A 23,918-nucleotide genomic window follows, 5' to 3' on the forward strand; every position below is an offset into this window, starting at 1 on the left:
CTTCGCTGCATTCGGTAAACTGCCAAAGCCACGCACGGCGCGGCCCTTATTCTCGCCGGAGGTTTAGTTGTCTGTGGGGTTGCGCGTTGTGAGTGTTAAAATCTTGGGGCTCGCGAGTCGATGAGGGCGCAGTCGCAGCACGTCGTTCAATCAGCATCGCGCATCGTTGTCAAGGTGGGCTCTTCGTCGATCAGCGGCGAAAACTCCGGTCAGATTGCGCCACTCGTCGACGCGTTGGCCGAAGCCCATGCTCGGGGTACCGAGGTGGTTCTGGTGTCATCCGGTGCTATCGCGATCGGAATGCCGTATCTGCAGCTGCAGGAACGGCCAACCGACCTGGCTACCCAGCAGGCGGCGGCATCCGTTGGTCAGAACCTCTTGATTTTTCGGTACCAGGACAGCCTCGACCGATACGACATTGTGGCCGGCCAGGTGCTGCTCACCGCGAGTGACCTTGACAACGCCACCCACCGCGGCAATGCTCAGCGCGCCATGGACCGCCTGATGGCGTTGCGTATTCTTCCGATCGTCAACGAAAATGACACGGTTGCCACCCACGAGATTCGATTTGGCGACAACGATCGACTGGCCGCGCTCGTTGCCACCCTGATCGGCGCAGATCTGCTCGTGCTCCTCAGCGACGTGGATGCCCTCTACACCTGCCCGCCGGACCTGCCCGGGGCAGCGCGCATCAGCCACGTTGCGTTCGGTGACCCCCTGGTCGGCATGGAATTCGGCGCCACGGCCGTCAACGGAGTCGGTACCGGGGGAGCCAGTACCAAGGTGACGGCAGCGCGCATCGCCGCCCAAGCCGGAACTGCAGTGCTGGTCACGGCGACCGGGCTGGTGGCCGAGGCCCTGCGCGGGGAACCGGTGGGAACCTGGTTCGAACCCTCAGCGGCGCCGTCAGCACTGCGTATTTCCTGAGAGTCGAGAATGGTCTCCCGGGTTCGCCTCCGGTAAACTGGGGTGCATGTTGCAGTCTCTGAACGATGTAGCCCAGCTCACGCCCACCCTGGAGGCCGCTCGAGCAGCCTCGTTATCGCTCGCTTCAGCGCCGACCGAGATCAAGAACGAAGCCCTCAAATTGATTGCGCAGTCGCTGCGTGACCATGTCGCACAGATCGTCACCGCTAACCAAACCGACCTCGCCGCCGGCGAAACCAACGGTCTCCGTGACGGCCTGCTGGACCGACTGAAGCTCGATGAGCCCCGAATACTGGCTCTCGCGGATTCCGTCGACCAGATCGCGCTACTCACCGACCCGGTCGGACAGATCGTGCGCGGCAGCAGCCTGCCCAATGGCATCAAAATCAGCCAGGTGCGCGTTCCCTTCGGCGTTATCGGAGTCATTTACGAAGCGCGGCCCAACGTCACGGTCGACCTCGCTGCCCTCGCGTTGAAGAGCGGCAACGCCGTCGTGCTCCGCGGCGGTTCCGCTGCCGAGAACAGCAACCGGGTGCTCATCGGCTTGGTGCAGGCGGCGATCACCGAGGCCGGGCTCAACCCCGATTCGGTGCAGACCATCGATCCCTTCGGCAGGGCCGGCGCCACCGAACTTATGAAGGCTCGCGGCTACGTCGACGTACTCATTCCCCGTGGCAGCGCTAACCTCATTCAGACCGTGGTGGCGCAGTCCCAGGTGCCAGTCATTGAGACCGGAGCCGGCGTCGTGCACGTCTTTCTTGATGAGACAGCGACCAAGCAATGGGCGATCGATATCGTGCACAATTCCAAGACGCACCGTCCGAGCGTGTGCAATGCCCTCGAAACCCTCCTGGTGCACCGAAGCGCCGCTGAACGACTGCTTCCCTCCGTGTTGGCCAAGCTCGCGGCATCCGGTGTCACCATCCACGCGGATGCCCGCACTCGATCGATCTATCCGGCCGCGGTCCCGGCAACCGACGAAGACTGGGGCACCGAGTACATGAGTCTCGACATCTCCGTAGCAATCGTCGACTCACTCGACGAGGCCATCGCCCACATTCGCCGTTATTCCACTGGGCATACCGAGTCGATCATCACCAACGATCTGCAGAACGCGGAACGTTTTCTGAATGAGGTCGATTCGGCCGCGGTCATGGTCAACACCTCGACCCGGTTCACCGACGGCGGCGAGTTTGGGTTCGGCGCCGAGGTGGGAATCTCCACCCAAAAGCTGCACGCCAGGGGGCCGATGGGTTTGCCCGAGCTGACCAGCACAAAGTGGATCGTGCGCGGCACCGGACAGGTGCGTGCCTAGGTCCAGAAGATGCCGGGGTCCAGCTAGAATGGGGCGACGGCGTGAGTCGTCAGGCCTGCGACCCGTCGCAGTCACCTCAAGCCGCGCTTAACAGGTGTGGCCCGTGAATGGAGAACCAATGTCTTTTCTGAGTGCCGTGCTGACCGAGGTCGAGCACATCGCCCTGCCGTTGCCGCTCGTCGTCTACCCGATGGTCGCGGCCGTGTTGTTCCTGGCGCTCGGCGTCGTGCTGTGGAGCTTTCGTGATGTAGCCAACCGCCACAGTGGCAAGGCCAATGCATACGCCGCTGCGCACGGCGGACATGTGGGCACCTCCGGCACCGGTGGCCACTAGAAGCCTGAGTTCAACGTGACAGTTCGTCGTCCGCGCATCGGCGTGATGGGCGGAACGTTCGACCCCATTCACCATGGGCACCTCGTCGCCGCCAGCGAAGTAGCACAGAGTTTTGACCTCGACGAGGTGATCTTCGTGCCGACCGGGCAGCCATGGCAGAAGAGCGGCGTCACCCGAGGCGAACATCGATATCTGATGACCGTAATCGCAACCGCCTCCAATCCACGGTTCACGGTGAGCCGTGTCGACATCGACCGGGTCGGGCCGACATACACGATAGACACGCTGCGTGACCTGCATGAAGAGCGTCCGGACGCCGAATTGTTCTTCATTACCGGAGCGGATGCCATCACCCAGATTCTCGGCTGGAAAGACGTGCGCGAACTCTGGCAGCTGGCGCACTTCGTCGCTGTGAGTCGCCCGGGGCATGAACTCAGCGTTTCAGGATTACCGAACCAAGACGTAAGCTTGTTGGAAGTTCCGGCACTGGCTATTTCGTCCACTGACTGCCGGGCGCGGGTCAATCGGGGATTCCCCGTCTGGTATCTGGTCCCCGACGGGGTTGTCCAGTACATCTCAAAGCATCATCTGTATCGGAGTGTGGCATGACGTTGGGAGACCCTCAGCCGCTCAGCCGACGTCAAGCGCGCGAACTTGCCCGCGAGCAGGGCGACGAGGCCGCCGCGGTGGACAACGCAATCCCGACTCTCGACGTTCCGAAACTGGCGCCGGCCGCGCTTCGCCCCGCATCCTTTGCCGCCTCAGCGCAGTCTTCGACATCCCGTCGAACGAATCGGCATCACACAACTTCCGAGCTGGACGAGGCCCGGGAGGCCATACTTCCAAGTCCAGTCGAGCCGTCTGATTCAATTTCGGCACCGCACACGCTGAGCCGTCGGGAGTTGCGTGCACTGCACGCGCGTGAGGAAGAGCAGGCCCTCGCTACCGGCGGTTCCCCGGCTTCCCCTGGCATAGAGGTCGACGCGGAACTCCCTGAAGCCGAGCCGGTTGAAGCCGAGCCGGTTGAAGCCGAGCTGATCGAAGCCGAGCTGATCGAGCCCGAGCCTGCCACACCGGTCGCCGTTGACCAGGTCGAACCCGAGCACATGTATGCCGAACCGATCGTCACGGCGCCGATCGAGGCAGCAGACTCGACCATCAGCGACACCACCGGGTGGATACCGCCGATCGGGCACTGGTCGGTCGATGAGGATGCTCGAAGCGTCGAAGCGCCGCAGCGCGACCAGTCGCTCGACGAACTGATCAACCGCGGTATCGGTGCCGGCGGGATTCCCACCACCACGAACGCGCTCATATTGCCGTCGATCCCGCACCAGGTCAGCAGCGTGAATCCCATCTCCAATACCGGGGAGATCATGATCACCGGGTCATTCGACTTGCCGCGGAGTCTTGGCTCGACTGGCGCGCATCCGAATCTGTTCGATTCGTCGGAGATAGACCACATGATGGACCAGATCGACGCCGATCAGCTCGGCGGGGACTCTGCCCCGGTCAGTGCGAGTCGCGCTGTGAGTACGCATGCCTCGACGCGGGGCATGCTGGCCCCGCCCAAGAAACAGCGTGCCTCGCTTCCGATGATTCTCGTTATCGCGACGGCCGCTTTGGCGGTGAGCGTTTTGGCGCTTTTCGTGACGGGTTATCTATTGGGTATTTTCTAGTGGATCGAATCGTCCAGCCTCGTCCCGCCCGCATTGTGAGCCCCTGCTGCTCGCCTTCTTTCGTTCCGTCTATCATCGCAGCGATGGCATTCACGCCTCGCTGCACAATCTCAAGGATTCATTCATGACCACTTCACCTCACGCCCTCGAGTTGCTCGCAATCGCCGTCGCCGCCGCCGACTCCAAGGGAGGAGAAGACCTCGTTGCCCTCGATGTCTCGAATCCGCTCCCTCTGGCCGATATCTTTTTCATCGTCACTGGCCGATCAGAGCGCAACGTGGTTGCGATTGCCGGTGAGATCGAAGACAAACTGATCGAGGCCGGCTACAAGCCGCTTCGGCGTGAGGGACGTGCTGCTGGTCGCTGGGTGCTGGTTGACTTCGGCGACCTGGTTGTGCACGTCTTCCACGAGGAAGAACGCCAGTATTACTCCTTGGAGCGCCTGTGGAAAGACTGCCCGGTGATTCCTACCGGGATTCCCTCCAAACTGACGGTGGAAGACGCCGCCGAAGAGGTCGCGGAGTAGCTTCGGTTTCGCAGATCCCAATCTGTGTTGTAAGCTAACAAAGTTGTTTCGGAGCAATTCGAAACAGCAATCTGGGTCCGTGGCGCAGCTGGTAGCGCACCTGCATGGCATGCAGGGGGTCAGGGGTTCGAATCCCCTCGGATCCACCAATACGAAATAGCTCCGACATTGTCGGGGCTATTTTTTTGTGTCGGCAGTGTAACGGTCGTGAATGCAAAAAAATACCGCGTGGCGGGTATCGGAATGCGGGTCGGGCGACCATAATTCGTTAGTGGTTAGTGCCACAAACGAATGTATCCATCCCGAATGTATTCGACACCGTATTGGAGAATCTTAGAATGAAGAAGACCACGGTTCAGCTGCTGGACGATCTTGACGGCACCGTTATCGAGAATGGCTCCGGTGCAACCGTTTCCTTTGCCTTTGAGGGTGACTCTTACGAGATCGATCTGTCGACAGAGAATCTCGCTGAATTCCGAGCTGCAATTAAGCCATACACAAATGTTTCACGGCGCGTTGGCTACGTGCCCGCCAAGTCGCGCGGTGCCAGTTCGGCCGGTTCAGACCGGGCCGAGCTGCAGGCCATCCGTGCCTGGGCCGCCGCCAACGGCACACACGTATCCGACCGTGGGCGCATCGCCGGCACCGTTCGTGAGGCTTACGCCAAGGCGCAGGTTTAGCAGAGTCTGAACACCGGCCATCACTCAGCATCAGCGGTGTCCCTGCCTGAGCGGCGACACCTATTCTGACTGCTGCGGTCGCTTTCACAGTGGTGCTGCCTTACCGCCAACGGCCGAATGGCTCATGCGTTCACGGTATAGCGCCTTCTACTTCGGCGACGCGCAGTATTTACTTAAAACGTGGCATCAGCTCACCAGGCCTGAATCACTCGAACTTGACCCGGAGATAACGTGGCGGCGGCTCGATATTGTGCGTACAGAACGCGGCGGGTTACTCGATAGAGAAGGCATCGTAGAATTCACAGCGCACTATCGTGAAGACGGCATAGCGCGACAGCAAAATGAAGTCAGTCGCTTTCTCAAGGTCGACCGCCAATGGTATTACCTCGAGGCTGCGCCAGAGGGGCTGGCGTCGAAATAGCCCAGCCCGGCAATGGCGCGCGTCGAATTCCAACACAGGGGTCACCGACGGGGCTATCCGGCGGACGCTTCCCAGAAACGTGGCTTAGGTTGGGTAAATGTCAGAGCATCTCTCCCTCGATATAGCCAGCGGCAGTGACCCGCGGCATCCGGTGCGGCGGGCACTGCGACGAGCTCGCGCGTGGGTCGACGGGCACCCGTATCTGCTGTTCGCCTATCGCCTCGGCGTCGGACTGCTCGGCACGATGATTGTCTCGATCGGCATCATTCTGATTCCCTTGCCGGGACCTGGGTGGCTCATCGTCTTTTTGGGCCTCGCCGTGCTCGGAACGGAATTCGCGTCGGCGCGTCGGCTTGGAGCCGTCCTCAAGCGCATTGTCACGCGGATCTGGGCTTGGTGGCGAGTGCGGCGTGATCGCCGGGTGGCCAGTTCCTCCTAACCGCAACGAGCAACTCGGCTGAGGCCGGGGCGGGCGCTGGAAAGGCGGATATGTCGGCGGATGCCTGTAGCGTAATCTGCAAGCGCGATGCGGTTACCTGCCTTCGCGCGTCCTCGTCGCTGCTCTTGCATTGACCGTGTCCCATCTTCATCCCGAGGAGTCTCATGGAAACCTGGCCCGGAACCGCCTACCCCCTCGGCGCGACGTTTGACGGGAGCGGTACCAACTTCGCCCTGTTCAGCGAAGCCGCCCAACGCGTTGAGCTGTGTCTTATCGACGAAGACGGAGGCGAGACGCGCGTGGAGGTGCGCGAATCATCCGCTTACATTTGGCACTGTTATCTGCCGCTCGTGCAGCCGGGCCAGCGTTACGGCTATCGGGTGCACGGCACGTATAACCCCGTGGCCGGTAATCGGGCCAACCCGAGCAAGCTGCTGCTCGATCCATATGCCAAGGCCACCACCGAGGCCATCGACTGGGATCCCTCGTTGTTCTCCTACGATTTCGATGACCCCGACTCACCGAATGACGAAGATTCCGCCTCACACATGATGCTCGGCGTCGTCATCAACCCATTTTTCGACTGGACCGGTGACCGGTCTCTGCGCACGCCCTACAGTGAGTCCTTCATCTACGAGGCACACGTCAAAGGCGTCACCAAGCTGCAACAATCAGTGCCGGAAACGCAGCGCGGGACCTACGCAGGGTTAGCGCATCCGTCGGTCATCGACCACCTGCAAAAGCTCGGCGTGACCGCCATCGAACTGATGCCGGTGCACCAGTTCGTGAACGACGGAACCCTGGTTGAGCAGGGCCTGAACAACTACTGGGGCTACAACACGATCGGGTTCTTCGCGCCGCACAACGCGTATTCCTCGACCGGCGACCTCGGTCAGCAGGTGCAGGAATTCAAGGGCATGGTGCGCAGCCTCCACGCCGCCGGCATCGAGGTTATTCTCGACGTGGTGTACAACCACACCGCCGAGGGCAACCATATGGGGCCGACCCTGTCGTTCAAGGGCATCGACAATGAGGCCTACTACCGTCTGATGGACGACGACAAGCGCTACTACATGGACTACACCGGCACCGGCAACACCCTGAACGTGCGGCACCCGCACGTTCTTCAGCTCATCATGGACTCACTGCGCTACTGGGTGATTGAGATGCACGTCGACGGATTTCGGTTCGACCTGGCGTCTGCCCTGGCCCGTGACCTCTACGACGTAGACAAGCTCTCCACCTTCTTCGAACTTGTGCAACAAGACCCGATCGTGTCGCAGGTCAAGCTCATCGCCGAACCGTGGGATGTCGGTCCCGGCGGCTACCAGGTGGGAAACTTTCCCTCCCAATGGTCCGAATGGAACGGTAAGTACCGCGACACCGTGCGCGATTTTTGGCGCGGTGAGCCCTCCACTCTCGGCGAATTCGCCTCCCGCGTAGCCGGATCCGCCGACCTCTACGAACACTCCGGGCGGCGCCCGATGGCCTCGATCAACTTCGTCACCGCGCACGACGGTTTCACCATCGCCGATCTCGTCTCGTACAACGAGAAACACAACGATGCCAACGGCGAAGACAGCAAAGATGGCGAGTCGCACAACCGCTCGTGGAACTCTGGTGTTGAGGGCCCCAGTGGTGATCCCAAAATTCGTGGGTTGCGCGCCCGGCAGACGCGCAACTTCATCGCGACGCTGCTTTTGTCGCAGGGAGTACCGATGCTGCTGCACGGCGACGAGCTGGGCCGTACGCAGCTCGGCAACAACAACACCTACGCGCAGGATTCCGAGCTGACCTGGGTCCACTGGGACGAGGCCGATCTACCGTTGATCGAATTCACGGCGGCCGTCTCCCGCCTGCGCCGTGAACACCCGACTTTTCGGCGCAGCAGATTCTTCGACGGTCGACCCGGTAAGCGGGTAGCGGGCGAATCGCTACCCGATATCGTCTGGCTCAACACCGACGGTGAACCGATGGCGTCACAAGACTGGGACGAAAGCCTGGCCCGCACGGTCGCCAAATTTCTCAACGGCAACGGAATCCGCGAGCGCGACGTGCGTGGCCAGGACGTCACCGACGACAACTTTCTGCTCTTGTTCAACGCCGACGCCGAAGACGTGGAGTTCACGCTGCCGCCCGACGAGTATGCTCCGGCCTGGGAGATCGTGGTCGACACCGCCGGCGCGGGCGCCGATTCCATCCCCCGTCCGGCCGGAGCGATTCAGACCGTGGCCGGTCGTTCCCTCGTGGTGCTGCGCGCCTATCACGAACCCGAAGTTGTGCCGGATCACTCCGTTGCAGCGTCACTGGCCGGTGCCACCGGCCTCATCACACTGCCCGGCCACAGCTGAGGCGGGGCTGATGACCGACAAATCAGGTATTGCGGCAACGGAGCCGGTACCCGTGCCGCGCTCGACCTATCGACTGCAGATCAGCGCAGCCTTCGACCTTGATGCCGCCGCGGCAACGGTCGACTACATTCGCGATCTCGGTGCCGACTGGGTCTACCTCTCGCCGTTGCTGCAAGCCGAGGCCGGATCGGATCACGGGTATGACGTCGTCGATCATTCCCTCGTCGACCCGGCCAGAGGCGGGGCGGATGCCCTGGACCGGTTCGCGACAGCCGCCCACCAGTCGGGACAGGGTGTGCTCGTGGACATCGTGCCGAACCACATGGGTGTAGCGACGCCGCGGCAGAATTCGTGGTGGTGGGATCTGCTCCAAAATGGCCAGCGGTCGCGTTACGCCGAGGCTTTCGATGTGGACTGGGCGTTTGGCCAGGGTCGAATTCGCATTCCTGTGCTGGGCGACGGGCCCGGCCAGCTCGACCAGCTGGAGATCGTCGACGGCGAACTGCACTACTTCGCACATCGTTTTCCGATTGCCGCCGGAACCGCCGATATTGGTGCCAGCCCGGCCGGTGTGCACGATCTGCAAAACTACGAGCTCGTGAACTGGCGGCGGGCCGACGACGAATTAAACTATCGTCGATTCTTCGCCGTGAACAGTCTGGCCGGCATTCGCGTCGAAACGCCGTGGGTGTTCGAGGAGTCGCACCGTGAGATCGTGCGCTGGGTGCGTGAGGGCCTGGTGCAGGGACTGCGGGTCGACCACCCGGATGGCTTGGCCGACCCGGCCGGTTATCTTGAGGCGCTGCGTCGTGCCACAAACGGAGCTTACGTTCTGGTCGAGAAAATTCTCGAGGGGCCAGAGCAACTTCCCACGAGCTGGGCTACGGCCGGTACTACCGGGTATGACGCCCTCACCGACGTCGATCGGGTTCTCGTGGATCCGGCCGGCCAGGCCGATCTCGACGCCCTGGAGTTGCGGCTGCAGGGTGACGACGCAGCCGGGTGGGGGAAGCTGGTCTATCGAAACAAGCGCGCAGTGGCCGACGGTATTCTGCGCTCGGAGGTTCTGCGCCTGGCTCGCCTGGTACCGAGCGACGAGCAGAGTAGCGAGCGTACCGCCGACGCTCTCGCCGACCTTCTGGCCTGGTTCCCGGTCTATCGTTCCTACCTGCCCCTGGGCGAGGGCAACCTGCAGACGGCGGCGAATCGATCGATCGCCCACCGTCCCGAACTCGAGGCCGAAATCCACCGGCTGCTGCCGCTGCTGAGCGAACGGGAGCATCCGGCTGCTGTGCGCTTTCAACAAACGTCGGGCATGGTGATGGCCAAGGGTGTCGAAGACCGGGCCTACTACCGGTTCAGCCGGCTTACCTCGCTCAACGAGGTCGGCGCTGACCCCGATGAGTTTGCGGTCACGGTAACCGAGTTCCACGACCGGCAGCGAGCGCGCCAGGCCGGGTTCCCGCAGTCGATGACAACCCTGTCAACCCACGACACGAAACGCGGCGAAGATGTGCGTGCGCGCATCGCGGTGCTCGCAGAGATGCCCGCCCGCTGGGAGGCCCTGCTCGAGCAACTGCGGGCGCGCCATCCGCTTAATGACGCGCCGTTCGAGAACCTGCTCTGGCAGGCGATCGTCGGCGCCTGGCCAGCCAGCCGGGAGCGTCTCCTCGCCTACGCGCTCAAGGCGGCGCGCGAGGCCGGTACCTCGACCACCTGGACGGAGCAGAACGCCGATTTTGAGACGAAACTCGATGGGCTCGTCACCTCTGCTGTCGGCCCCGGGCCGACCCACGACCTCATCACCGGTCTGGTCTCTGAATTGCAGCAGGCAGGCTGGAGCAATTCGCTCTCGCTCAAACTGTTGCAGCTGACCATGCCGGGAGTTCCCGACGTGTATCAGGGCAGTGAGCTGTGGGAGACGTCGCTGGTCGACCCTGACAACCGCCGCCCGGTCGACTATGAGCTGCGACGCGAACTGCTGGTCCGCGTCGACGGCGGGTGGCTCCCTCCCATCGACGCGAGCGCAGCCGCGAAGCTGCTAATCACCTCCCGCGCCCTGCGGCTGCGCCGCGATCGGACGAGCTTTTTTACTCGCTACGCCTCGATACCCGCCTTCGGCGCGGCCGCCGGGCACGTCGTGGCCTTCGATCGCGGGGGAGCGATCACGCTGGCGACCCGGCTGCCGATCGGGCTGCACCGCGCCGGGGGCTGGGGCGACACGACCATTGCGGTAGCCGGCCGCAGCTACATCGACGTGCTCACCCAGGAGAGGTTCTATGGTCCGAGTTTGCGCGTCGCTGACGTTCTCGCTCGCTACCCCGTGGCTCTGCTGGTCGCCGGTGACGATGACCGAGGTTCCCCGTTCGACCCCACCCTCCCCAATCCCACAGGACGACACGCATGATCGATCAGAACTTTGACGTCTGGGCACCCGACGCGCACGCTGTCCAGCTGCAACTCGGGCCGCGCAGGCTCGAGCTGGCGGCGCGGGCTGATGGGTGGTGGGAGCTGCCGGCATCCGTGCCCCCTGTTGGTGCAGGAGCAATCGATTATGGGTTCATCGTCGACGGGAGTGGGCCGTTCGCAGACCCGCGCGCGCGGCGTCAGCCCGGTGGTGTTCACGCCCTGTCACGCACCTTCGATCCCGCCGACCATATCTGGCAGGACGCCGACTGGACCGGCCGCCAGCTCGCCGGCGCCATCATCTACGAGCTGCACGTGGGAACCTTCACCCCCGAGGGCACGTTCGAAGCGGCAGCGAGCCGGCTCGATCATCTGAAATCGATCGGTGTCGACTTCGTCGAACTGTTACCGGTGAACGCGTTCAACGGAACGCACAACTGGGGTTACGACGGCGTGCTCTGGTACGCCGTGCACGAGGGCTACGGCGGCCCGGCCGCCTATCAGAGTTTCGTCGACGCCTGCCACCGGCATGGCATCGGCGTGATTCAGGACGTCGTTTACAACCACCTCGGTCCGAGCGGCAACTATCTGCCCAGGTTCGGTCCATATCTGAGCGAGGCTGCGGGAAACACCTGGGGTTCCTCGCTCAACCTCGACGGGCCAAACTCCGACCCGGTGCGCCGCTACATTCTGGACAATGCCCTGATGTGGCTCGGCGATTACCACGTCGACGGCCTGAGGCTCGACGCTGTCCACGCGCTACGCGATACGAGCGCGACCCACCTGCTCGAGCAACTCGCCGTCGAAGTCGGCGCGCTCAGCGCCAAGATCGGGCGTCCGCTCACCCTGATCGCCGAATCCGACCTCAACGATCCACGCCTCATCACGCCGCGAGAGGCGCACGGCTACGGCCTGGACGCCCAGTGGAGCGACGACTTTCACCATGCCGTACACGTGGCTCTCACCGGGGAAACCGCCGGGTATTACGCCGACTTCGAGCGGCTTGATGCCCTCGCCAAGGTGATCACCCACGGATTTTTTCACGACGGCACGTACTCGAGTTTTCGCGAACGCACCCACGGCCGCCGTATCGACCGCGAACGGATGCCCACCTGGCGGCTGGTCGTCGCTTCCCAGAATCACGACCAGATCGGCAATCGGGCCATCGGCGACCGCCTCAGCGCCCAGCTGGATGTCGGTCAGCTCGCGATTGCGGCGGCGCTGACCCTGCTCGGGCCGTATACGCCGATGCTGTTCATGGGGGAGGAATGGGGCGCGACAACGCCCTGGCAGTTCTTCACCTCGCATCCCGAGCCCGAGCTCGGCGCAGCAACGGCCACCGGGCGTATCAGCGAGTTCGCCCGGATGGGCTGGGATCCGCAGGTCGTTCCCGACCCGCAGGACCCGGCCACGTTCGAGCGTTCCAAACTCAACTGGGGTGAGGCGAGCGAGACCGAGCATGCTCGACTGCTCGGGTTCTATCGTGAGCTGGCGGCGCTTCGCCGTTCGCATCCCGACGTCACGGATCCACGATTCGACCAGCTCGCCGTGGAGTTCGATGCTACCGAGGGCTGGTTGCGGCTGCACCGCGGCAGCACGAAGGTTTTGATCAACTTCGCTCCGCGGTCGGTACGCGTGCCGGCCGGCGGGGGCAACGTGGTGTTATCTTTCGCGACCGGTCCCGATGCCGTGCAGGGTCGGCTGCCCAATGCCCTGCAGCTGGCTCCGCACTCCGTCGTTGTGTTGGTCTGAGCTGGTCTCGTTGGGTCTGACAAGATGGGGCTGCTGACACAGTTGCAGCGGATGTGATGAGGACCACGCATGGAATCGTTTTTAGCGCCGACGACGGCCGCCGCGCTCGAGCGGCTTTTAGCGCTGCACCTGGATGCCGGTGGCTCGCCCCTGGACCGGCTGCGCGCCATCCGCTCGCTGCAGACCGCCCTCGACCAGGATCCGGCAACGCTCGTCGCGGTTCGCGCTGCGCTCGCCGCAGACACGTCGTGGGAGCAGGTCGCCGATGCCACAGGGCTCAAGCCTCCGGCGGCCAAATGGCGCTGGGGCGGCACCGACGATGAGATCAGCGCCCGCCTGGAAGCTGGCCGCAAACGATCCGTACGACCGAGCAGCGTACCGACCGACCTCCCCGGTCTGTCCGTCGCCGAGGCTGCGGCCGAACGCGGGGTGAGTGCCCAGGCCATCTACCTGCAGGTGCGTCGCGGTACCCTGATCAGCCGTACAGTGACCCTGCCAGACGGCCGCAGCTACAAGCGGGTGTTCCCCGCCGGCACGACTGACCCCGATTCCACCCGCGACCAAAGTTTCGACCTCAATGGAGATGTCCCACAATGACCACCACCCTCACGATTGAACACCGCGCTGACCGGGTGCACGTTCGGCTCGACCGGCCCGACGTGCGCAATGCCATCGACCAGACCATGATCGACGAGCTGCACGCCGTCTGCGCCGAACTCGAGCAGCAGCCGCGGATCCTCATTATCAGCGGCGCGAATGGTGTTTTCGCCTCGGGCGCTGACATCTCCCAGCTGCGCGAACGTCGCCGCGACGATGCGCTGCTCGGTATTAATTCTGCACTGTTCTCGCGTATCGCGAAGCTGCCGATGCCCGTGATCGCCGCTATCGACGGCTGGGCGCTCGGCGGCGGAGCCGAGCTCGCCTACGCGGCCGACTTTCGCATCGCCTCCACGAGCGCCCGGCTCGGCAATCCAGAGACCGCGCTCGGCATCCTGCCCGCCGCCGGTGCGTTGTGGCGCCTGGCCGAGCTCGTCGGCGAGCCGGTGGCCAAGGAGATCATCCTGGCCGGACGGATCCTGAGCGCTTCGGAATGCCTCGCAGTGCACCTGGTCACCGCGGTACACGACCCCGATGACCTGATCGCCGCCGCTCATGCACTGGCCGACCGGATCGCCGCACAGGACCCGCTGGCGACCAGACTCGCCAAGGAGGTCTTCCACGCTCCGCGGGCCGCGCATCCGCTCGTCGATAACGTCGCCCAGTCGATCCTGTTCGAGTCCGAGGCAAAATTCACCAGAATGGATGCATTCCTCAGCCGTCGGAAGCGCTGATCCGGATCAGCTCCGTGGGCGTCGTGCCACGGAGTCCTGGCCTCAGGACAGCCAGATGAACGCGCCAACTAGTGGGACGGCCAAGACGATTAGTAGCCAAATGGCGCGTTCGAAGCCATGATTTTCTCCCCGCGCTTCACCGAGTCTGGTAGTCGCCGAGGTTTGGTGCGCGGTGAGACATGGCCTCCTGGGCGACCGGCAAAAGAACGCTTCAGTTGCGCCAGGGTGGTTCGGGGCTGGGGGTGTTGGCCCGGTGGGTGTGGGCTGGGCGCCAGGTTTGGGTGGGGTCCCAGAGGACGGGCCCGCGTATTTGGGGTCGGCCGTTGATCACGCGGATGTTCCATCCGCTGGTGTCGATGGTGTGGTGGTGGAACCAGCACAACAGGGTGCCATTGGTGATGGTGGTTGGTCCGCCCTGGTGGTGGGGTTGTATGTGGTGGACTTCGCACCAGCGGGCGGGGATGGTGCAGCCGGGGATGATGCAGCCTTCGTCGCGGGCACTGATGGCGGCGCGTTGCTTCGGGGTGAAGCAGCGCATTGTGTCGCCGAGGTAGAGGATGTCNGCGTTGCTTCGGGGTGAAGCAGCGCATTGTGTCGCCGAGGTAGAGGATGTCGCCGTTGGTGCCGACAAGGATTTTTTGGGCGCCGCCGGCGCAGATGGCTTCTTTCACCCGGCGCAACGACACGGGCGCTTCGATGCCGTCGATCCAGCCGACACCGCGGCCCTGGTCAAGGTCGGTGGCGTTGACGTGGATCGTCACCGTCGGCGCGGCGCCGCCCATGGTCGGGGTTTTCGGATCGCGGGCGGCAGCTTCGAAGACGGAGCGGAGGATGTCGGCGCGTTTTTCGCCGGCGGTGCGGCGGTCGCCGTCGTAGCGGGTGTCCCCGGTGAACGGGTCGGCGCTGAAACGCTCGGTGTCGCCGTCGGCTTCATCCAGGCCGTCCAGCGTGGCGCCGTCGGTGCCCGTACCGCCGTCGAGGGATTCGGTGGGCACGAACACGGGGGTGCGCGACCTGGCGGACAGGTAGGTGTCGAAAAGGGTGTCCATGATGCCGCGCAGCTCGGGAGTGACGTCAGCGCGCAACGGATAGAGCCCGTTGCGCAGCAGACCGAACGTCAACGTGCTTGTGGCCTCCGTCACGTCGTCATTGGGGGCGGTGCCATCGGGGTCGAGCCGGGCTTGCCATTCCAGGGCTTGGGCGCGCAGTACATCGGGTGCGAAGCGGATGCCTGCCCCGGGCAGCCCGGAAGTTTCCGGGGTGATCGCTCCGGTGGCGGTGGCGACCAGGGCACGTTCAACATGGTCGAGGTCGTCCTGCAGGACTTTCCCGTGCAGCGCGGTCAGGGTGGTGGCGATGATCTCCGCCGATTCCACCCCGAGCTCCCCGCTGAGAAGGCCGTCGGCAATGACCGAGTATCGGGCTGGCACCGGCAGGCCCATCGGCGTGCGTTCCACGACGGTCTCGCCGAGTTTCAAACGGCGTTTGGCTTCGCGGCCGGAGATACCGGCGAGCTGGGTGATGAATTCGACCCGGTTGCGACATCCGTTTCTGTAGGCGAGCGACCCGCTGCCCAGGTCGGTTTCGGCACGAACGCCGATGTCGGTGGTGGCTCGTAGTCTTGCACCATCAACCCGGCGACCCAGCTCTTCCAACGCCGCCAGCACGGCGACAGCTTCGCTGTCATCGAGCTGGCCAAACCGCACCCCGTCGAACGCCGAAGCCAAAATCGCACCAGCCTGAGCAACTGCCGCAACCCGGGAACCCTCGGGTTCCGGCATCGAGCCGGCTGCGGCGGGCGGGGCGGTGAGGGTCATGGCGTCGGTGCCTCCTTCACCCACAATTATAGCCCAAATCGCCCCTAAGAGCGAGATAATCTCAGCATTATGCTTACTTGAATTCAGAATTTTCTTCTGACTAGTAAAAGCGGATGATAGATTACTTCCGCTTAGTGCAGTGACCAGTCACGCGCTTTCGATGGGAATACAGACGGCCGTCAGCGGCTGGTCCATGATTAAATGGGCGATCGCGCAAGAGCGCCCGGGCGTACCGTATGGCCGGGGCCCAATTTTTCAGCTGGGCCCGGACGCTGCAAGTCACGGCGGGAGCTAGGACGGCGGGGCGGCCAGGCGGGCCACCTCGTAACCTCCGGCGGAATAGATCGTCGTGAACGCCGCCCCGGGGTGCAGTGCCTCACCCACGACCTGCGCCGACGTCCACTCAATGGGCAGACCGCCGGCCGCAAGGTCGATCACGAGATAGTCCGGCAGGGGATTCGAGTTGCCGAGCCAGAAGACCTCCGTTCGTTCCACGAGATAGTTCATCAACCCAATGTCTGATTCGACCAGGGCGCCGTCCGGCACGATGCGCAAAGCAGCGGTCGCAGCGATGGTACGATCCGTCGAGAAATTGCCAGCCACATCCGTCAGTTTGAACACAGGCAGCGTCGTGGTGAGCACGAGCGCGGCGACAATTGAAACGGATGCCGCCTGCCGCCCGTAGCCGCACAGCCAACGGCGCCGGCTGGTGCGCGCGAGCGCGATTCCGTCGAGCGCGGCGGCAAACAGGATCGGCATGAGCACGGCGCTGTACTGCCAGGTCGGCCCCCAATAGCCCGAATTATCGGACAGAAACCGCCAGGCGAGGGTCGGCAACAGCACTAGGGCGAGCGGCGACCGCACCGCGATGACGCCGCCGGCCACGAGGAGCAGTGCGAGAGTCACGCCCTTCTGTGGCTGAAACAGCGTCGCGGGGTCACCCAGAATCTTGAGTAGGTCGATGCTGCTCGAATATGCCCAGGCCCCATTCGGGTTGAGCAGCGGCAGAATGACCAGGCTGGCCAGAGCGAACCAGCCCACGCCCCAGACGGCCAACCACACTCCAAGCGGATGCCGGCTGCGAACGGCCAGCACGATGCCCACCACGGCGACGGTGAGTCCGAGGTCTTCCTTCACGAACACGAGTGGCATCGCCCAGAGCAGGCAGGTCACCCACTTGCGCCCAAGAAAGGCGGTTAGGGACAGCGCCAGCAACGGAACGGCGAAGGCAATCTCGTGGAACTGCGCCTCGACCGCGCCCTGTAAACCCCAGCTGAACGCGAACGCCAACCCGAACAGCGTCCCGGTGCGCGACCCGAGCAGCCGAATGGCGGCGTAAGTCAGGGCTGCGGCGGCGATCCCAAACATCGCATTCTGCACCACCAGCAGGGTGAAAGCCTGTGGAAAGATCGCGAAAATTGGGCCAAGCACCACCAGAAGCGGATGAAAGTGGTCACCGAGCAGGTTGAAACCGTCGCCCTTGATCGTCACGATAGGCGCCTCGAGCGCCGCGTATTGCCGGGCCAGCTGGGTGAAGATTCCGAGGTCCCAGGACGGAGCGGCGAAGCTTCGCCACTGCAGCGCCGAGAACACTGTGTACAGCACGGTCGTCACGATCCCGACTCCGACCGGCAGCAGGAACGGCCGCAGCGCGCCTGACCGAAACAGTTCGGCGCGAAATCCACTCATCCAACCACGCTAACGCACTCGTCGCGAGCCCTGCCCCAGCAGGACCTGACCAAGATTCTGTGGCAGCGCGGGACCTTTGGCCCTGTTTGGGGGACGCGGGGTAGAGCACACTAGGAGGGTGCAGCAGCTGACGCTACCTCTGGAGATCCCATGACATTGACTTGCCCGTTCTGCGGGTCAGAAGCCCGGCTCAGCCTGAATCCGGCCCACGCCGAACACAATTCGCTCCCGGTTTACCTACTTAAATGCTCCGGATGCGACCACACCAGCGTGCGCGTATCTCCGGATCGCGGCGCGCACGCGTCGGGTACCGTCTCAGTCCGCGCCTAACCGGCAGCGAAGCACCACCTTGTGTCCGGCCTGCTCCTACAGGTCGGCGAGCAGGCTCACCGGGTTTTCGATGCAGCGGGCCACATAGGTGAGGAACCCGGCCGCGGTTCCGCCGTCGCAGACCCGGTGGTCGAACACCATCGATAGCTCGACGACGGTGCGCACCGCGAGTTCGTGATCAACCACCCAGGGCCGTTCGATCATGCGGCCGATACCGAGGATCGCCGCCTCCGGGTGGTTGATGATCGCCGCCGATCCGTCAACGCCGAGCGACCCGAAGTTGTTGAGCGTGAACGTTCCACCGGTGAGCGCGCTCGGCGAGAATGTGCCGTCTGGCGATTGCGCCACGAGAGTGGCGAGGGAGTCGCGCAACTGCCGCGTACTCATCGTGTGAGCGCCGTGGATCACGGGGACCATCAGTCCGCGCGAGGTCTGCGCCGCGATGCCCAGGTTCACGGCACCGTGCTGCAAAATTTCCTTACTTGCGGTGTCGACCGAGGAATTGAGTACCGGAAACTCTCGCAACCCGGCGACCACGAAACGCGCGATGAGCGCCGTCACGCTGAACCGTTCGCCGGTTGCCTTGAGCAGCTGGTCTCGGGCCGCGAACAGCGCGGTGGCGTCGACGTCCAGCCAGATCGTCGCCTCGGGAATCTCCCGCCTGGACGTCGTTAACCGTTGGGAGACGACCTTACGCAGCCCGGTGATGGGAATGCGGATGTCGGCACTCGCGTCGTCGGGCGCGGTTGGTGCTGCGCTGGGGGGTGGTGCCACCACCACCGTCGGAGCGGTCAGCGCGCGAATGTGATCCTCGACGTCGCTGCGCAGCACGAGTGCGTTCGGCCCGCTGCCGGCCAGCATGCTCGCGTCGAACCCGTTCTCGCGCGCCAGTCGGCGCACGATCGGCGAGACGACGGGGGAGCGGCGGGCCGGGTCGACCGTGCCGGACGAATCGATGGTCGTAGAAACGGATGCCGCCACCTCGGCGGGGCGCTCGGCGCGTGCAGGAGCGACCGGCGGTGTCGGTGCAGGCGGTGCCGGGGCATCCGCTGCCCGCGGGGTGCCGAAACGCCCAGCGGCTACCTTCCGCGCCGGCCGGGTGCTCTCGGTCGTGCCATAGCCCACCAGAACGGCGCCGGAGCCCTCGGATTGGGAGACGGCGGTCGCTGCGTCGACCGGAACTCCTAGAACGTCGGGAGCGGCGCCAGCATCCGTCACGGTCAGCAGCACCTGCCCGGCGTGGATGACCTGGCCGGGCTCGCCGAACAGGCTCGCGACCACGCCGCCGTAGGGCGACGGCAGCTCCACGATTGATTTGGCTGATTCGACCTCGACCACGGCCTGGTCGATGACGATCGTGTCGCCGGGAGCGACCAGCCAGGCCACGATCTCGGCCTCGGTCAGGCCCTCACCGAGGTCGGGGAGCAGAAATTCGCGGCTCATCAGGACCACTCCCACGTCGACAGTGCTGCGAGAATGCGATCGGGGGTCGGCAAGAAGTACTCCTCGAGTTTGGGCGACGGATAGGGGATGTCGAAGCCGGCGATACGCAGGATGGGTGCGGCGAGGTAGAAGAAGTTGCGTTCGGTCAGGCGGGCGGCCACTTCGGCGCCGTAGCCGCCGAACTGGGCGGCCTCGTGCACGACGGCGGCCCGACCGGTTTTACGAACGGATGCCCCCACGGTCTCGTCGTCGAACGGCGAGAGCGAACGCAGGTCGATGACCTCGATCGAGAGCCCCTCGGCTTCAGCCTGCTCGGCGGTGGCCAGTGCGGTCTTCACGGTCGGCCCATAGGCGATGAGCGTGACGTCGGTACCCGCCCGCAACACGACGGCCCGGTTCAGCGGCTCGGTGTGCACCGGCAAGGCGAGGGAAGCCTTGCTCCAGTAGCGGCTCTTCGGCTCCATAAAGATGACCGGGTCGTCACTCGCAATGGCATCCCGCAGCATGGAGTATGCGTCGGCCGGGTTCGACGGGCTTACCACGGTGAGCCCGGGCGTAGCGGTCCAGTAGGCCTCGGAGGAATCGGAGTGGTGCTCGACGCCGCCGATGTCGCCGGCATAGGGAATGCGGATGACGATTGGCAGCTCAATTTTGCCGCGTGTGCGATTGCGCATCTTGGCCACGTGCGACACGATCTGTTGAAACGCCGGATAGCTAAACGCGTCGAACTGCATTTCGACGACGGGGCGCAGGCCGTACATGGCCATGCCGATCGCGGTTCCGACGATGCCGGCCTCGGCGAGCGGGGAGTCGCTCACCCTGGTTTCGCCGAATTCGGCGTAGAGTCCGTCGGTGACGCGAAACACGCCGCCGAGCGGGCCGACGTCTTCGCCGAACAGAACGACCGTTGGATCATCGACCATCGCATCGCGAATGGCGGCGTTGAGCGCGGCGGCCATGGTGAGGTTTTCTGGCGCGCGCACAGCGGCGCCGGTGTCCAGGGTCTGCTGCGGGCTCATCGAGTGCTCTCTTCGGTAGCAACAGCGGATGCCAAAGCATCGCCGTCGAGTTCGGCCGCCAGCAAGGCGCGTTGCTCGGCCAGGGCGGTGCGCGGGGTGGAGTAGACGTGTTCGAACAGTTCCAGGGGATCGACGACCGCCTGCTCGGTCATGCAATCTCGGGTGGTGGTGGCGAGCTCTTCGGCGGCGGCCAGAATCGAAGCGCGTACACCTTCGGTCAAGGCGCCCTGCGCGACGAGGTACTTTTCCAAACGTTCGATCGGGTCCCGGCTGCGCCACAGGTCGACGTCAGCGGCCTTGCGGTAGCGGGTGGGGTCATCCGAGTTGGTGTGTGCTTCGATGCGGTATGTGAGGCCCTCGATCAGGGTTGGGCCACCGCCGCTGCGAGCGCGGTCCATGGCCGCCGAGACGACGGCGTACATCGCCGCAACGTCGTTGCCGTCGACGTAATAGCCGGGCATGCCGTAGCCGATGGCCTTGTCGGCGATGGTGCGGCAGGCCATCTGCTTGTCGAGGGGCACGCTGATCGCGAACTGGTTGTTTTGCACGACGAAGACGACCGGAGCCTGCCAGACGGCGGCGAAGTTGAATGCCTCGTGGGCGTCGCCCTCGCTCGTGGCGCCGTCGCCCAGCAGGGTGAGGGCCACGGTGTCGTCACGCTTGAGCTTCGCTGCGGTGGCCAGTCCCACGGCGTGTAGCGCCTGGGTGGCCAGCGGCGTGGCCTGCGGTGCGATGCGGTGCGTGTGATAGTCGTAGCCGCTGTGCCAGTCGCCGCGGAATGAGGCGAGAATGTCCTTCGGCTCGACGCCCCGGGTGAGCAGCGCGATGCTGTCGCGGTAGGTCGGAAACAGCCAGTCCTGCGGGGCGAGCGCGGCGACCGCCGCGATCTCGCAGGCTTCCTGACCGAGCGCGGAAGGGTAGGTGGCGAGTCGACCCTGCCGGGTCAGGGCGGTGACCTGCACGTCGAAACGGCGGGCGATGACCATCTGCCGGTACAGACTGAGCAGGGTATCCACAGCAGGGAGGGTGAATCCGCCGCTCTCGTTTTCCGGGACCGCATGGCCAAGGTCGTCGATTAAGCGTAACGGTGGGACTGTCAGCTCGGCGGTCATGCTGGGGTTCTCGACTTTGAGGCTCATGAGGCAATGGTGCGCCCTTCAGGCGGGCCAGCGCCCAGCTTTTTTGCAGTTGTGAACGATTGGCCGGGCAAATGCCAGACGGCGTCCAAACGGCACTCTTGAAAAGTGTTTCAGTGCCAAGCGTCCGGGGTAGTGCCGGGCGCGTGCCCGAGGATCTCGTCGAGGATTAGGTGCGACCGGGTCGAGATTACACCGGGCATGGTGTGGATATCGCGGAGAATAGCCTGACTGAGCTGTTCATGGTCGGGAGCGCTCACGGTGAGAATAATGTCGATGTCCCCGCTCACCGCCTGCGCCTTCTCGACGAAGGGAAGTTCGGCGAGCTGCGCGGCAATATCACCCCAGGCCACGTCAGCGATCTTCACGATGACGAGAGCAGACACATGGAGGCCGAGAGCCTTGCGGTCGGTCTGGGCGCCGAACCCGGTGATTACGCCGTGGCTGATGAGTTTCTGCACCCGGGTGTGTGCGGCGGTGCGGGAAATGTGTACCTGCAGGGCCAGCTGGCGCATGGAGAGTCTGGCGTCCCGGCTGAGCTCGGCGATGATCTGGCGATCAACGCCGTCGAGTCCGGGGTGGGGCGTCTGTGGCTGCGTCATTGGACTCTCACACTACCGGCGCCGACGCGGGCGGCGTGGATTTGCGCAGCACGCGCAGGTAGTGATTCTTCGGCCAGTGTCGCACCAGGCGCGGCAGCCGCGGATAGACAAGGCGGATGCCGCGCAGCACCCGGTCGAAGCGCCGCTGATGCCGTTGTGACCAAGGGAATTCGAAGAGCACCCGAACGTGGGGCGGCAGCAGCCCGGCCGTCAGGAGACGGGCCAGCGGCAAAGCGGCTCGGAACCAGAAGGGAGCCGTGCGCGAGTGCAACAGCTCGTGCGCGACTGCGCGGGTGGCGGCATCCGTTTTCAGCAGCTGCAGTTGCTCATTCCAATACTGCCGAAAGGCGGTGCGGTCTTTCGGCCACAGCTCTGGAGGCACCTGCAGCGAGGTTCCGAGTCGGGAATATTCGCGGTAGACGGCGTCGGCCGTGTCGTCGCCCGGCGGGCCGTAGATCAGGCCGTGCAGGTGGGTGGCAGAGTCGTACAGCGTGGCAGCGACCCAGAGCTGCAGCTCGGGGGTAAACGCGTTGTACCCGGGAGTCGTGCCGGCTGAATGCACGGGAACGTGGGCATGGTTGACCCGCGCGGCCATCGCGGCGGCCAGGTCAGCCGTGCCGAAGACGGTGGCGTAGACGAAGCTCAGCGTGCCGTTCAGCCGGTCGAGCGGCCGAGCGGCGAAATTGCTGTGGTCGGCGACGCCGTGTCCGATAGCGGGATTGGCCAACTGCAACAGGATCGCCCGGCCTCCGGCGGCGATCAGGATGCCCTCACCCGCCACTCCCAGCATGCTTGGCGCGCGTGCGCTCACAGCTACCTCCCAATAAACACGCAGAACGTCATGACAGTGTGAGCCTATTCGGTCGGCCTGAGTCTAGGCCCGACTGAACCCCCGAAGGCGGGGCGATGAATATTTGTCTTTTCGGGAATATGAACGTCTTCTATGCGCTTGCATATATCTGAGGGCGACAATTCTGGGCCCACACACTTGAGGAGAATTTCTATGAGCGAGACCACCGCAACGAGCATCCCGGGCTACAAGGCCGGAAACTGGACCATCGACAAGACCCACAGCTCGGTGAGCTTCAGCATTCGCCACATTGTCATCAGCAAGGTCAAGGGCACCTTCGAAGACTTCGACGCCACCTTCGTGACCGGCGAGAACCCGCTCGAGACGAGCGTCACCGCCTCGGCCAAGGTCGTCTCCATCAACACCAACGAGCCCAACCGCGACGGTCACCTGCGCACCGGAGACTTCTTCGACGCCGAAACCTACCCGACCATCGACTTCGCGTCGACCGGTGTGCGTGAAGTCAAGGGCGACTACCTCGTCGACGGCAACATCACCATCAAGGGCGTCACCAAGCCGGCCACGTTCGAGCTCGAGTTCGGTGGCTTCGGCGGAGACCCCTTCGGCAACTACAAGTTCGGTGCCACTGCAAAGACCGAGGTCAACCGTGAAGACTTCGGCCTCACCTACAACGCCGCCCTCGAAACCGGCGGCATGCTGCTCGGCGACAAGGTCACAATTACGCTTGAACTGCAGGCCGCGCTCAACGCGTAACCCATAGTTTTGTTCGGCCAAGGCCCCACCTCGGTGGGGCCTTGTTTTGTACGCAGCCCAGCCGCAATTTTTGGGATAGAAAATGCCTCCGGTGCTATGATTCTTGCGGTTTTCGCTCCGTAGCACTTCCCACTCCTGAAACCGAGCCGCTCATGAT

Annotated in this window: 22 protein-coding genes, 1 tRNA gene and 1 pseudogene; 16 read left to right on the forward strand and 8 right to left on the reverse strand. The window is 64.0% G+C overall.

What is annotated here, in order from left to right; translation table 11 throughout:
* Nucleotides 1-120 precede the first annotated feature (120 nt).
* The 15 genes from proB to E3T39_RS02425 all read left to right on the forward strand — a co-directional run bounded on the left by proB (nt 121) and on the right by E3T39_RS02425 (nt 14,161).
* Nucleotides 121-927 carry a glutamate 5-kinase gene (gene proB, locus E3T39_RS02355; protein WP_134513133.1) on the forward strand — a complete coding sequence of 269 codons (807 nt, stop codon included), beginning with the start codon at nt 121-123 and terminating at the stop codon, nt 925-927.
* Between the two features lie 46 nt (nt 928-973).
* On the forward strand, nt 974-2,242 hold the full coding sequence (locus E3T39_RS02360; protein WP_134513134.1) for a glutamate-5-semialdehyde dehydrogenase: 1,269 nt from the start codon (nt 974-976) through the stop codon (nt 2,240-2,242).
* Nucleotides 2,243-2,360: 118 nt separating this feature from the next.
* Entirely contained in the window at nt 2,361-2,576 is a 216-nt protein-coding gene (locus E3T39_RS02365; protein ID WP_134513135.1) for a hypothetical protein, read from the forward strand.
* A gap of 15 nt (nt 2,577-2,591) precedes the next feature.
* Nucleotides 2,592-3,185 carry a nicotinate-nucleotide adenylyltransferase gene (gene nadD / locus E3T39_RS02370; protein WP_105036604.1) on the forward strand — a complete coding sequence of 198 codons (594 nt, stop codon included), beginning with the start codon at nt 2,592-2,594 and terminating at the stop codon, nt 3,183-3,185.
* Nucleotides 3,182-4,255: a hypothetical protein gene (locus E3T39_RS02375; RefSeq protein WP_134513136.1), complete on the forward strand. Its 1,074-nt coding sequence runs from the start codon at nt 3,182-3,184 to the stop codon at nt 4,253-4,255. Before nadD ends, E3T39_RS02375 begins: the two co-directional genes overlap by 4 nt.
* A 124-nt stretch (nt 4,256-4,379) precedes the next feature.
* Nucleotides 4,380-4,781 carry a ribosome silencing factor gene (gene rsfS, locus E3T39_RS02380; RefSeq protein WP_134513137.1) on the forward strand — a complete coding sequence of 134 codons (402 nt, stop codon included), beginning with the start codon at nt 4,380-4,382 and terminating at the stop codon, nt 4,779-4,781.
* Between the two features lie 73 nt (nt 4,782-4,854).
* Nucleotides 4,855-4,930: transfer RNA gene (locus E3T39_RS02385), tRNA-Ala, on the forward strand.
* Nucleotides 4,931-5,119: 189 nt separating this feature from the next.
* Nucleotides 5,120-5,461 carry a histone-like nucleoid-structuring protein Lsr2 gene (locus E3T39_RS02390; protein WP_134513138.1) on the forward strand — a complete coding sequence of 114 codons (342 nt, stop codon included), beginning with the start codon at nt 5,120-5,122 and terminating at the stop codon, nt 5,459-5,461.
* Between the two features lie 19 nt (nt 5,462-5,480).
* The gene (locus E3T39_RS02395) at nt 5,481-5,882 is read left to right on the forward strand and encodes a YchJ family protein (protein ID WP_134513139.1); all 402 of its coding nucleotides are present in this window, start codon (nt 5,481-5,483) and stop codon (nt 5,880-5,882) included.
* A 97-nt stretch (nt 5,883-5,979) separates the two neighbouring features.
* Entirely contained in the window at nt 5,980-6,321 is a 342-nt protein-coding gene (locus E3T39_RS02400) for a TIGR02611 family protein (protein WP_134513140.1), read from the forward strand.
* A gap of 164 nt (nt 6,322-6,485) precedes the next feature.
* Nucleotides 6,486-8,672 (forward strand): glycogen debranching protein GlgX, encoded by a 2,187-nt coding sequence (glgX, locus tag E3T39_RS02405; RefSeq protein ID WP_134513141.1) that lies wholly within the window; start codon nt 6,486-6,488, stop codon nt 8,670-8,672.
* A gap of 10 nt (nt 8,673-8,682) precedes the next feature.
* Nucleotides 8,683-11,079, forward strand: a complete 2,397-nt coding sequence (treY, locus tag E3T39_RS02410; RefSeq protein WP_134513142.1) for a malto-oligosyltrehalose synthase — start codon at nt 8,683-8,685, stop codon at nt 11,077-11,079.
* Nucleotides 11,076-12,830 carry a malto-oligosyltrehalose trehalohydrolase gene (treZ, locus tag E3T39_RS02415; RefSeq protein WP_134513143.1) on the forward strand — a complete coding sequence of 585 codons (1,755 nt, stop codon included), beginning with the start codon at nt 11,076-11,078 and terminating at the stop codon, nt 12,828-12,830. Before treY ends, treZ begins: the two co-directional genes overlap by 4 nt.
* Before the next feature lie 69 nt (nt 12,831-12,899).
* The gene (locus tag E3T39_RS16070) at nt 12,900-13,427 is read left to right on the forward strand and encodes a hypothetical protein (protein ID WP_166784014.1); all 528 of its coding nucleotides are present in this window, start codon (nt 12,900-12,902) and stop codon (nt 13,425-13,427) included.
* Entirely contained in the window at nt 13,424-14,161 is a 738-nt protein-coding gene (locus tag E3T39_RS02425) for an enoyl-CoA hydratase/isomerase family protein (RefSeq protein ID WP_134513145.1), read from the forward strand. The genes E3T39_RS16070 and E3T39_RS02425 overlap by 4 nt, the downstream gene beginning before the upstream one ends.
* 211 nt (nt 14,162-14,372) lie before the next feature.
* Here E3T39_RS02425 and E3T39_RS16655 read toward each other — a convergent pair whose 3' ends face one another.
* From E3T39_RS16655 to E3T39_RS02465, 8 genes and pseudogenes are all read right to left on the reverse strand, one after another.
* Nucleotides 14,373-14,699 carry an HNH endonuclease signature motif containing protein gene (locus E3T39_RS16655; protein WP_420898132.1) on the reverse strand — a complete coding sequence of 109 codons (327 nt, stop codon included), beginning with the start codon at nt 14,697-14,699 and terminating at the stop codon, nt 14,373-14,375.
* Nucleotides 14,700-14,736: 37 nt separating this feature from the next.
* Nucleotides 14,737-15,978: pseudogene (locus E3T39_RS02435) on the reverse strand (DUF222 domain-containing protein); the annotation flags it as partial.
* 291 nt (nt 15,979-16,269) lie between these two features.
* Nucleotides 16,270-17,667 (reverse strand): DUF2079 domain-containing protein, encoded by a 1,398-nt coding sequence (locus E3T39_RS02440; protein WP_134513147.1) that lies wholly within the window; start codon nt 17,665-17,667, stop codon nt 16,270-16,272.
* 366 nt (nt 17,668-18,033) lie between these two features.
* Nucleotides 18,034-19,440 (reverse strand): dihydrolipoamide acetyltransferase family protein, encoded by a 1,407-nt coding sequence (locus tag E3T39_RS02445; RefSeq protein ID WP_134513148.1) that lies wholly within the window; start codon nt 19,438-19,440, stop codon nt 18,034-18,036.
* Complete coding sequence (locus E3T39_RS02450; RefSeq protein WP_134513149.1) at nt 19,440-20,459, reverse strand: alpha-ketoacid dehydrogenase subunit beta; 1,020 nt, start codon at nt 20,457-20,459, stop codon at nt 19,440-19,442. Before E3T39_RS02450 ends, E3T39_RS02445 begins: the two co-directional genes overlap by 1 nt.
* Complete coding sequence (pdhA, locus tag E3T39_RS02455) at nt 20,456-21,598, reverse strand: pyruvate dehydrogenase (acetyl-transferring) E1 component subunit alpha (protein WP_241979462.1); 1,143 nt, start codon at nt 21,596-21,598, stop codon at nt 20,456-20,458. Before pdhA ends, E3T39_RS02450 begins: the two co-directional genes overlap by 4 nt.
* Before the next feature lie 110 nt (nt 21,599-21,708).
* Nucleotides 21,709-22,197, reverse strand: coding sequence for an Lrp/AsnC family transcriptional regulator (locus tag E3T39_RS02460; protein WP_134513150.1), 489 nt, complete (start codon nt 22,195-22,197; stop codon nt 21,709-21,711).
* Between the two features lie 7 nt (nt 22,198-22,204).
* Nucleotides 22,205-23,008, reverse strand: coding sequence for an oxygenase MpaB family protein (locus tag E3T39_RS02465; protein WP_241979463.1), 804 nt, complete (start codon nt 23,006-23,008; stop codon nt 22,205-22,207).
* A gap of 192 nt (nt 23,009-23,200) precedes the next feature.
* Between E3T39_RS02465 and E3T39_RS02470 the strand changes: the two genes are divergently transcribed.
* Complete coding sequence (locus tag E3T39_RS02470; RefSeq protein ID WP_134513151.1) at nt 23,201-23,761, forward strand: YceI family protein; 561 nt, start codon at nt 23,201-23,203, stop codon at nt 23,759-23,761.
* The last annotated feature ends 157 nt before the right edge of the window (nt 23,762-23,918 follow it).

Origin of the sequence: Cryobacterium suzukii (assembly GCF_004403185.1) — a bacterium.
In the GTDB taxonomy this organism is placed as follows: domain Bacteria; phylum Actinomycetota; class Actinomycetes; order Actinomycetales; family Microbacteriaceae; genus Cryobacterium; species Cryobacterium suzukii.

Coding starts and splice junctions, on each gene's coding strand:
- E3T39_RS02365 (WP_134513135.1), top strand. CDS start 2,361: ATGTCTTTTCTGAGTGCCGTGCTGACCGAGGTCGAGCACATCGCCCTG.
- E3T39_RS02460 (WP_134513150.1), bottom strand. CDS start 22,197: ATGACGCAGCCACAGACGCCCCACCCCGGACTCGACGGCGTTGATCGC.
- treY (WP_134513142.1), top strand. CDS start 8,683: ATGACCGACAAATCAGGTATTGCGGCAACGGAGCCGGTACCCGTGCCG.
- E3T39_RS16070 (WP_166784014.1), top strand. CDS start 12,900: ATGGAATCGTTTTTAGCGCCGACGACGGCCGCCGCGCTCGAGCGGCTT.
- E3T39_RS02390 (WP_134513138.1), top strand. CDS start 5,120: ATGAAGAAGACCACGGTTCAGCTGCTGGACGATCTTGACGGCACCGTT.
- E3T39_RS02450 (WP_134513149.1), bottom strand. CDS start 20,459: ATGAGCCCGCAGCAGACCCTGGACACCGGCGCCGCTGTGCGCGCGCCA.
- E3T39_RS02445 (WP_134513148.1), bottom strand. CDS start 19,440: ATGAGCCGCGAATTTCTGCTCCCCGACCTCGGTGAGGGCCTGACCGAG.
- glgX (WP_134513141.1), top strand. CDS start 6,486: ATGGAAACCTGGCCCGGAACCGCCTACCCCCTCGGCGCGACGTTTGAC.
- E3T39_RS02470 (WP_134513151.1), top strand. CDS start 23,201: ATGAGCGAGACCACCGCAACGAGCATCCCGGGCTACAAGGCCGGAAAC.
- E3T39_RS16655 (WP_420898132.1), bottom strand. CDS start 14,699: ATGCGCTGCTTCACCCCGAAGCAACGCGCCGCCATCAGTGCCCGCGAC.
- E3T39_RS02375 (WP_134513136.1), top strand. CDS start 3,182: ATGACGTTGGGAGACCCTCAGCCGCTCAGCCGACGTCAAGCGCGCGAA.
- E3T39_RS02425 (WP_134513145.1), top strand. CDS start 13,424: ATGACCACCACCCTCACGATTGAACACCGCGCTGACCGGGTGCACGTT.
- pdhA (WP_241979462.1), bottom strand. CDS start 21,598: ATGAGCCTCAAAGTCGAGAACCCCAGCATGACCGCCGAGCTGACAGTC.
- rsfS (WP_134513137.1), top strand. CDS start 4,380: ATGACCACTTCACCTCACGCCCTCGAGTTGCTCGCAATCGCCGTCGCC.
- E3T39_RS02360 (WP_134513134.1), top strand. CDS start 974: ATGTTGCAGTCTCTGAACGATGTAGCCCAGCTCACGCCCACCCTGGAG.
- E3T39_RS02400 (WP_134513140.1), top strand. CDS start 5,980: ATGTCAGAGCATCTCTCCCTCGATATAGCCAGCGGCAGTGACCCGCGG.
- E3T39_RS02440 (WP_134513147.1), bottom strand. CDS start 17,667: ATGAGTGGATTTCGCGCCGAACTGTTTCGGTCAGGCGCGCTGCGGCCG.
- proB (WP_134513133.1), top strand. CDS start 121: ATGAGGGCGCAGTCGCAGCACGTCGTTCAATCAGCATCGCGCATCGTT.
- treZ (WP_134513143.1), top strand. CDS start 11,076: ATGATCGATCAGAACTTTGACGTCTGGGCACCCGACGCGCACGCTGTC.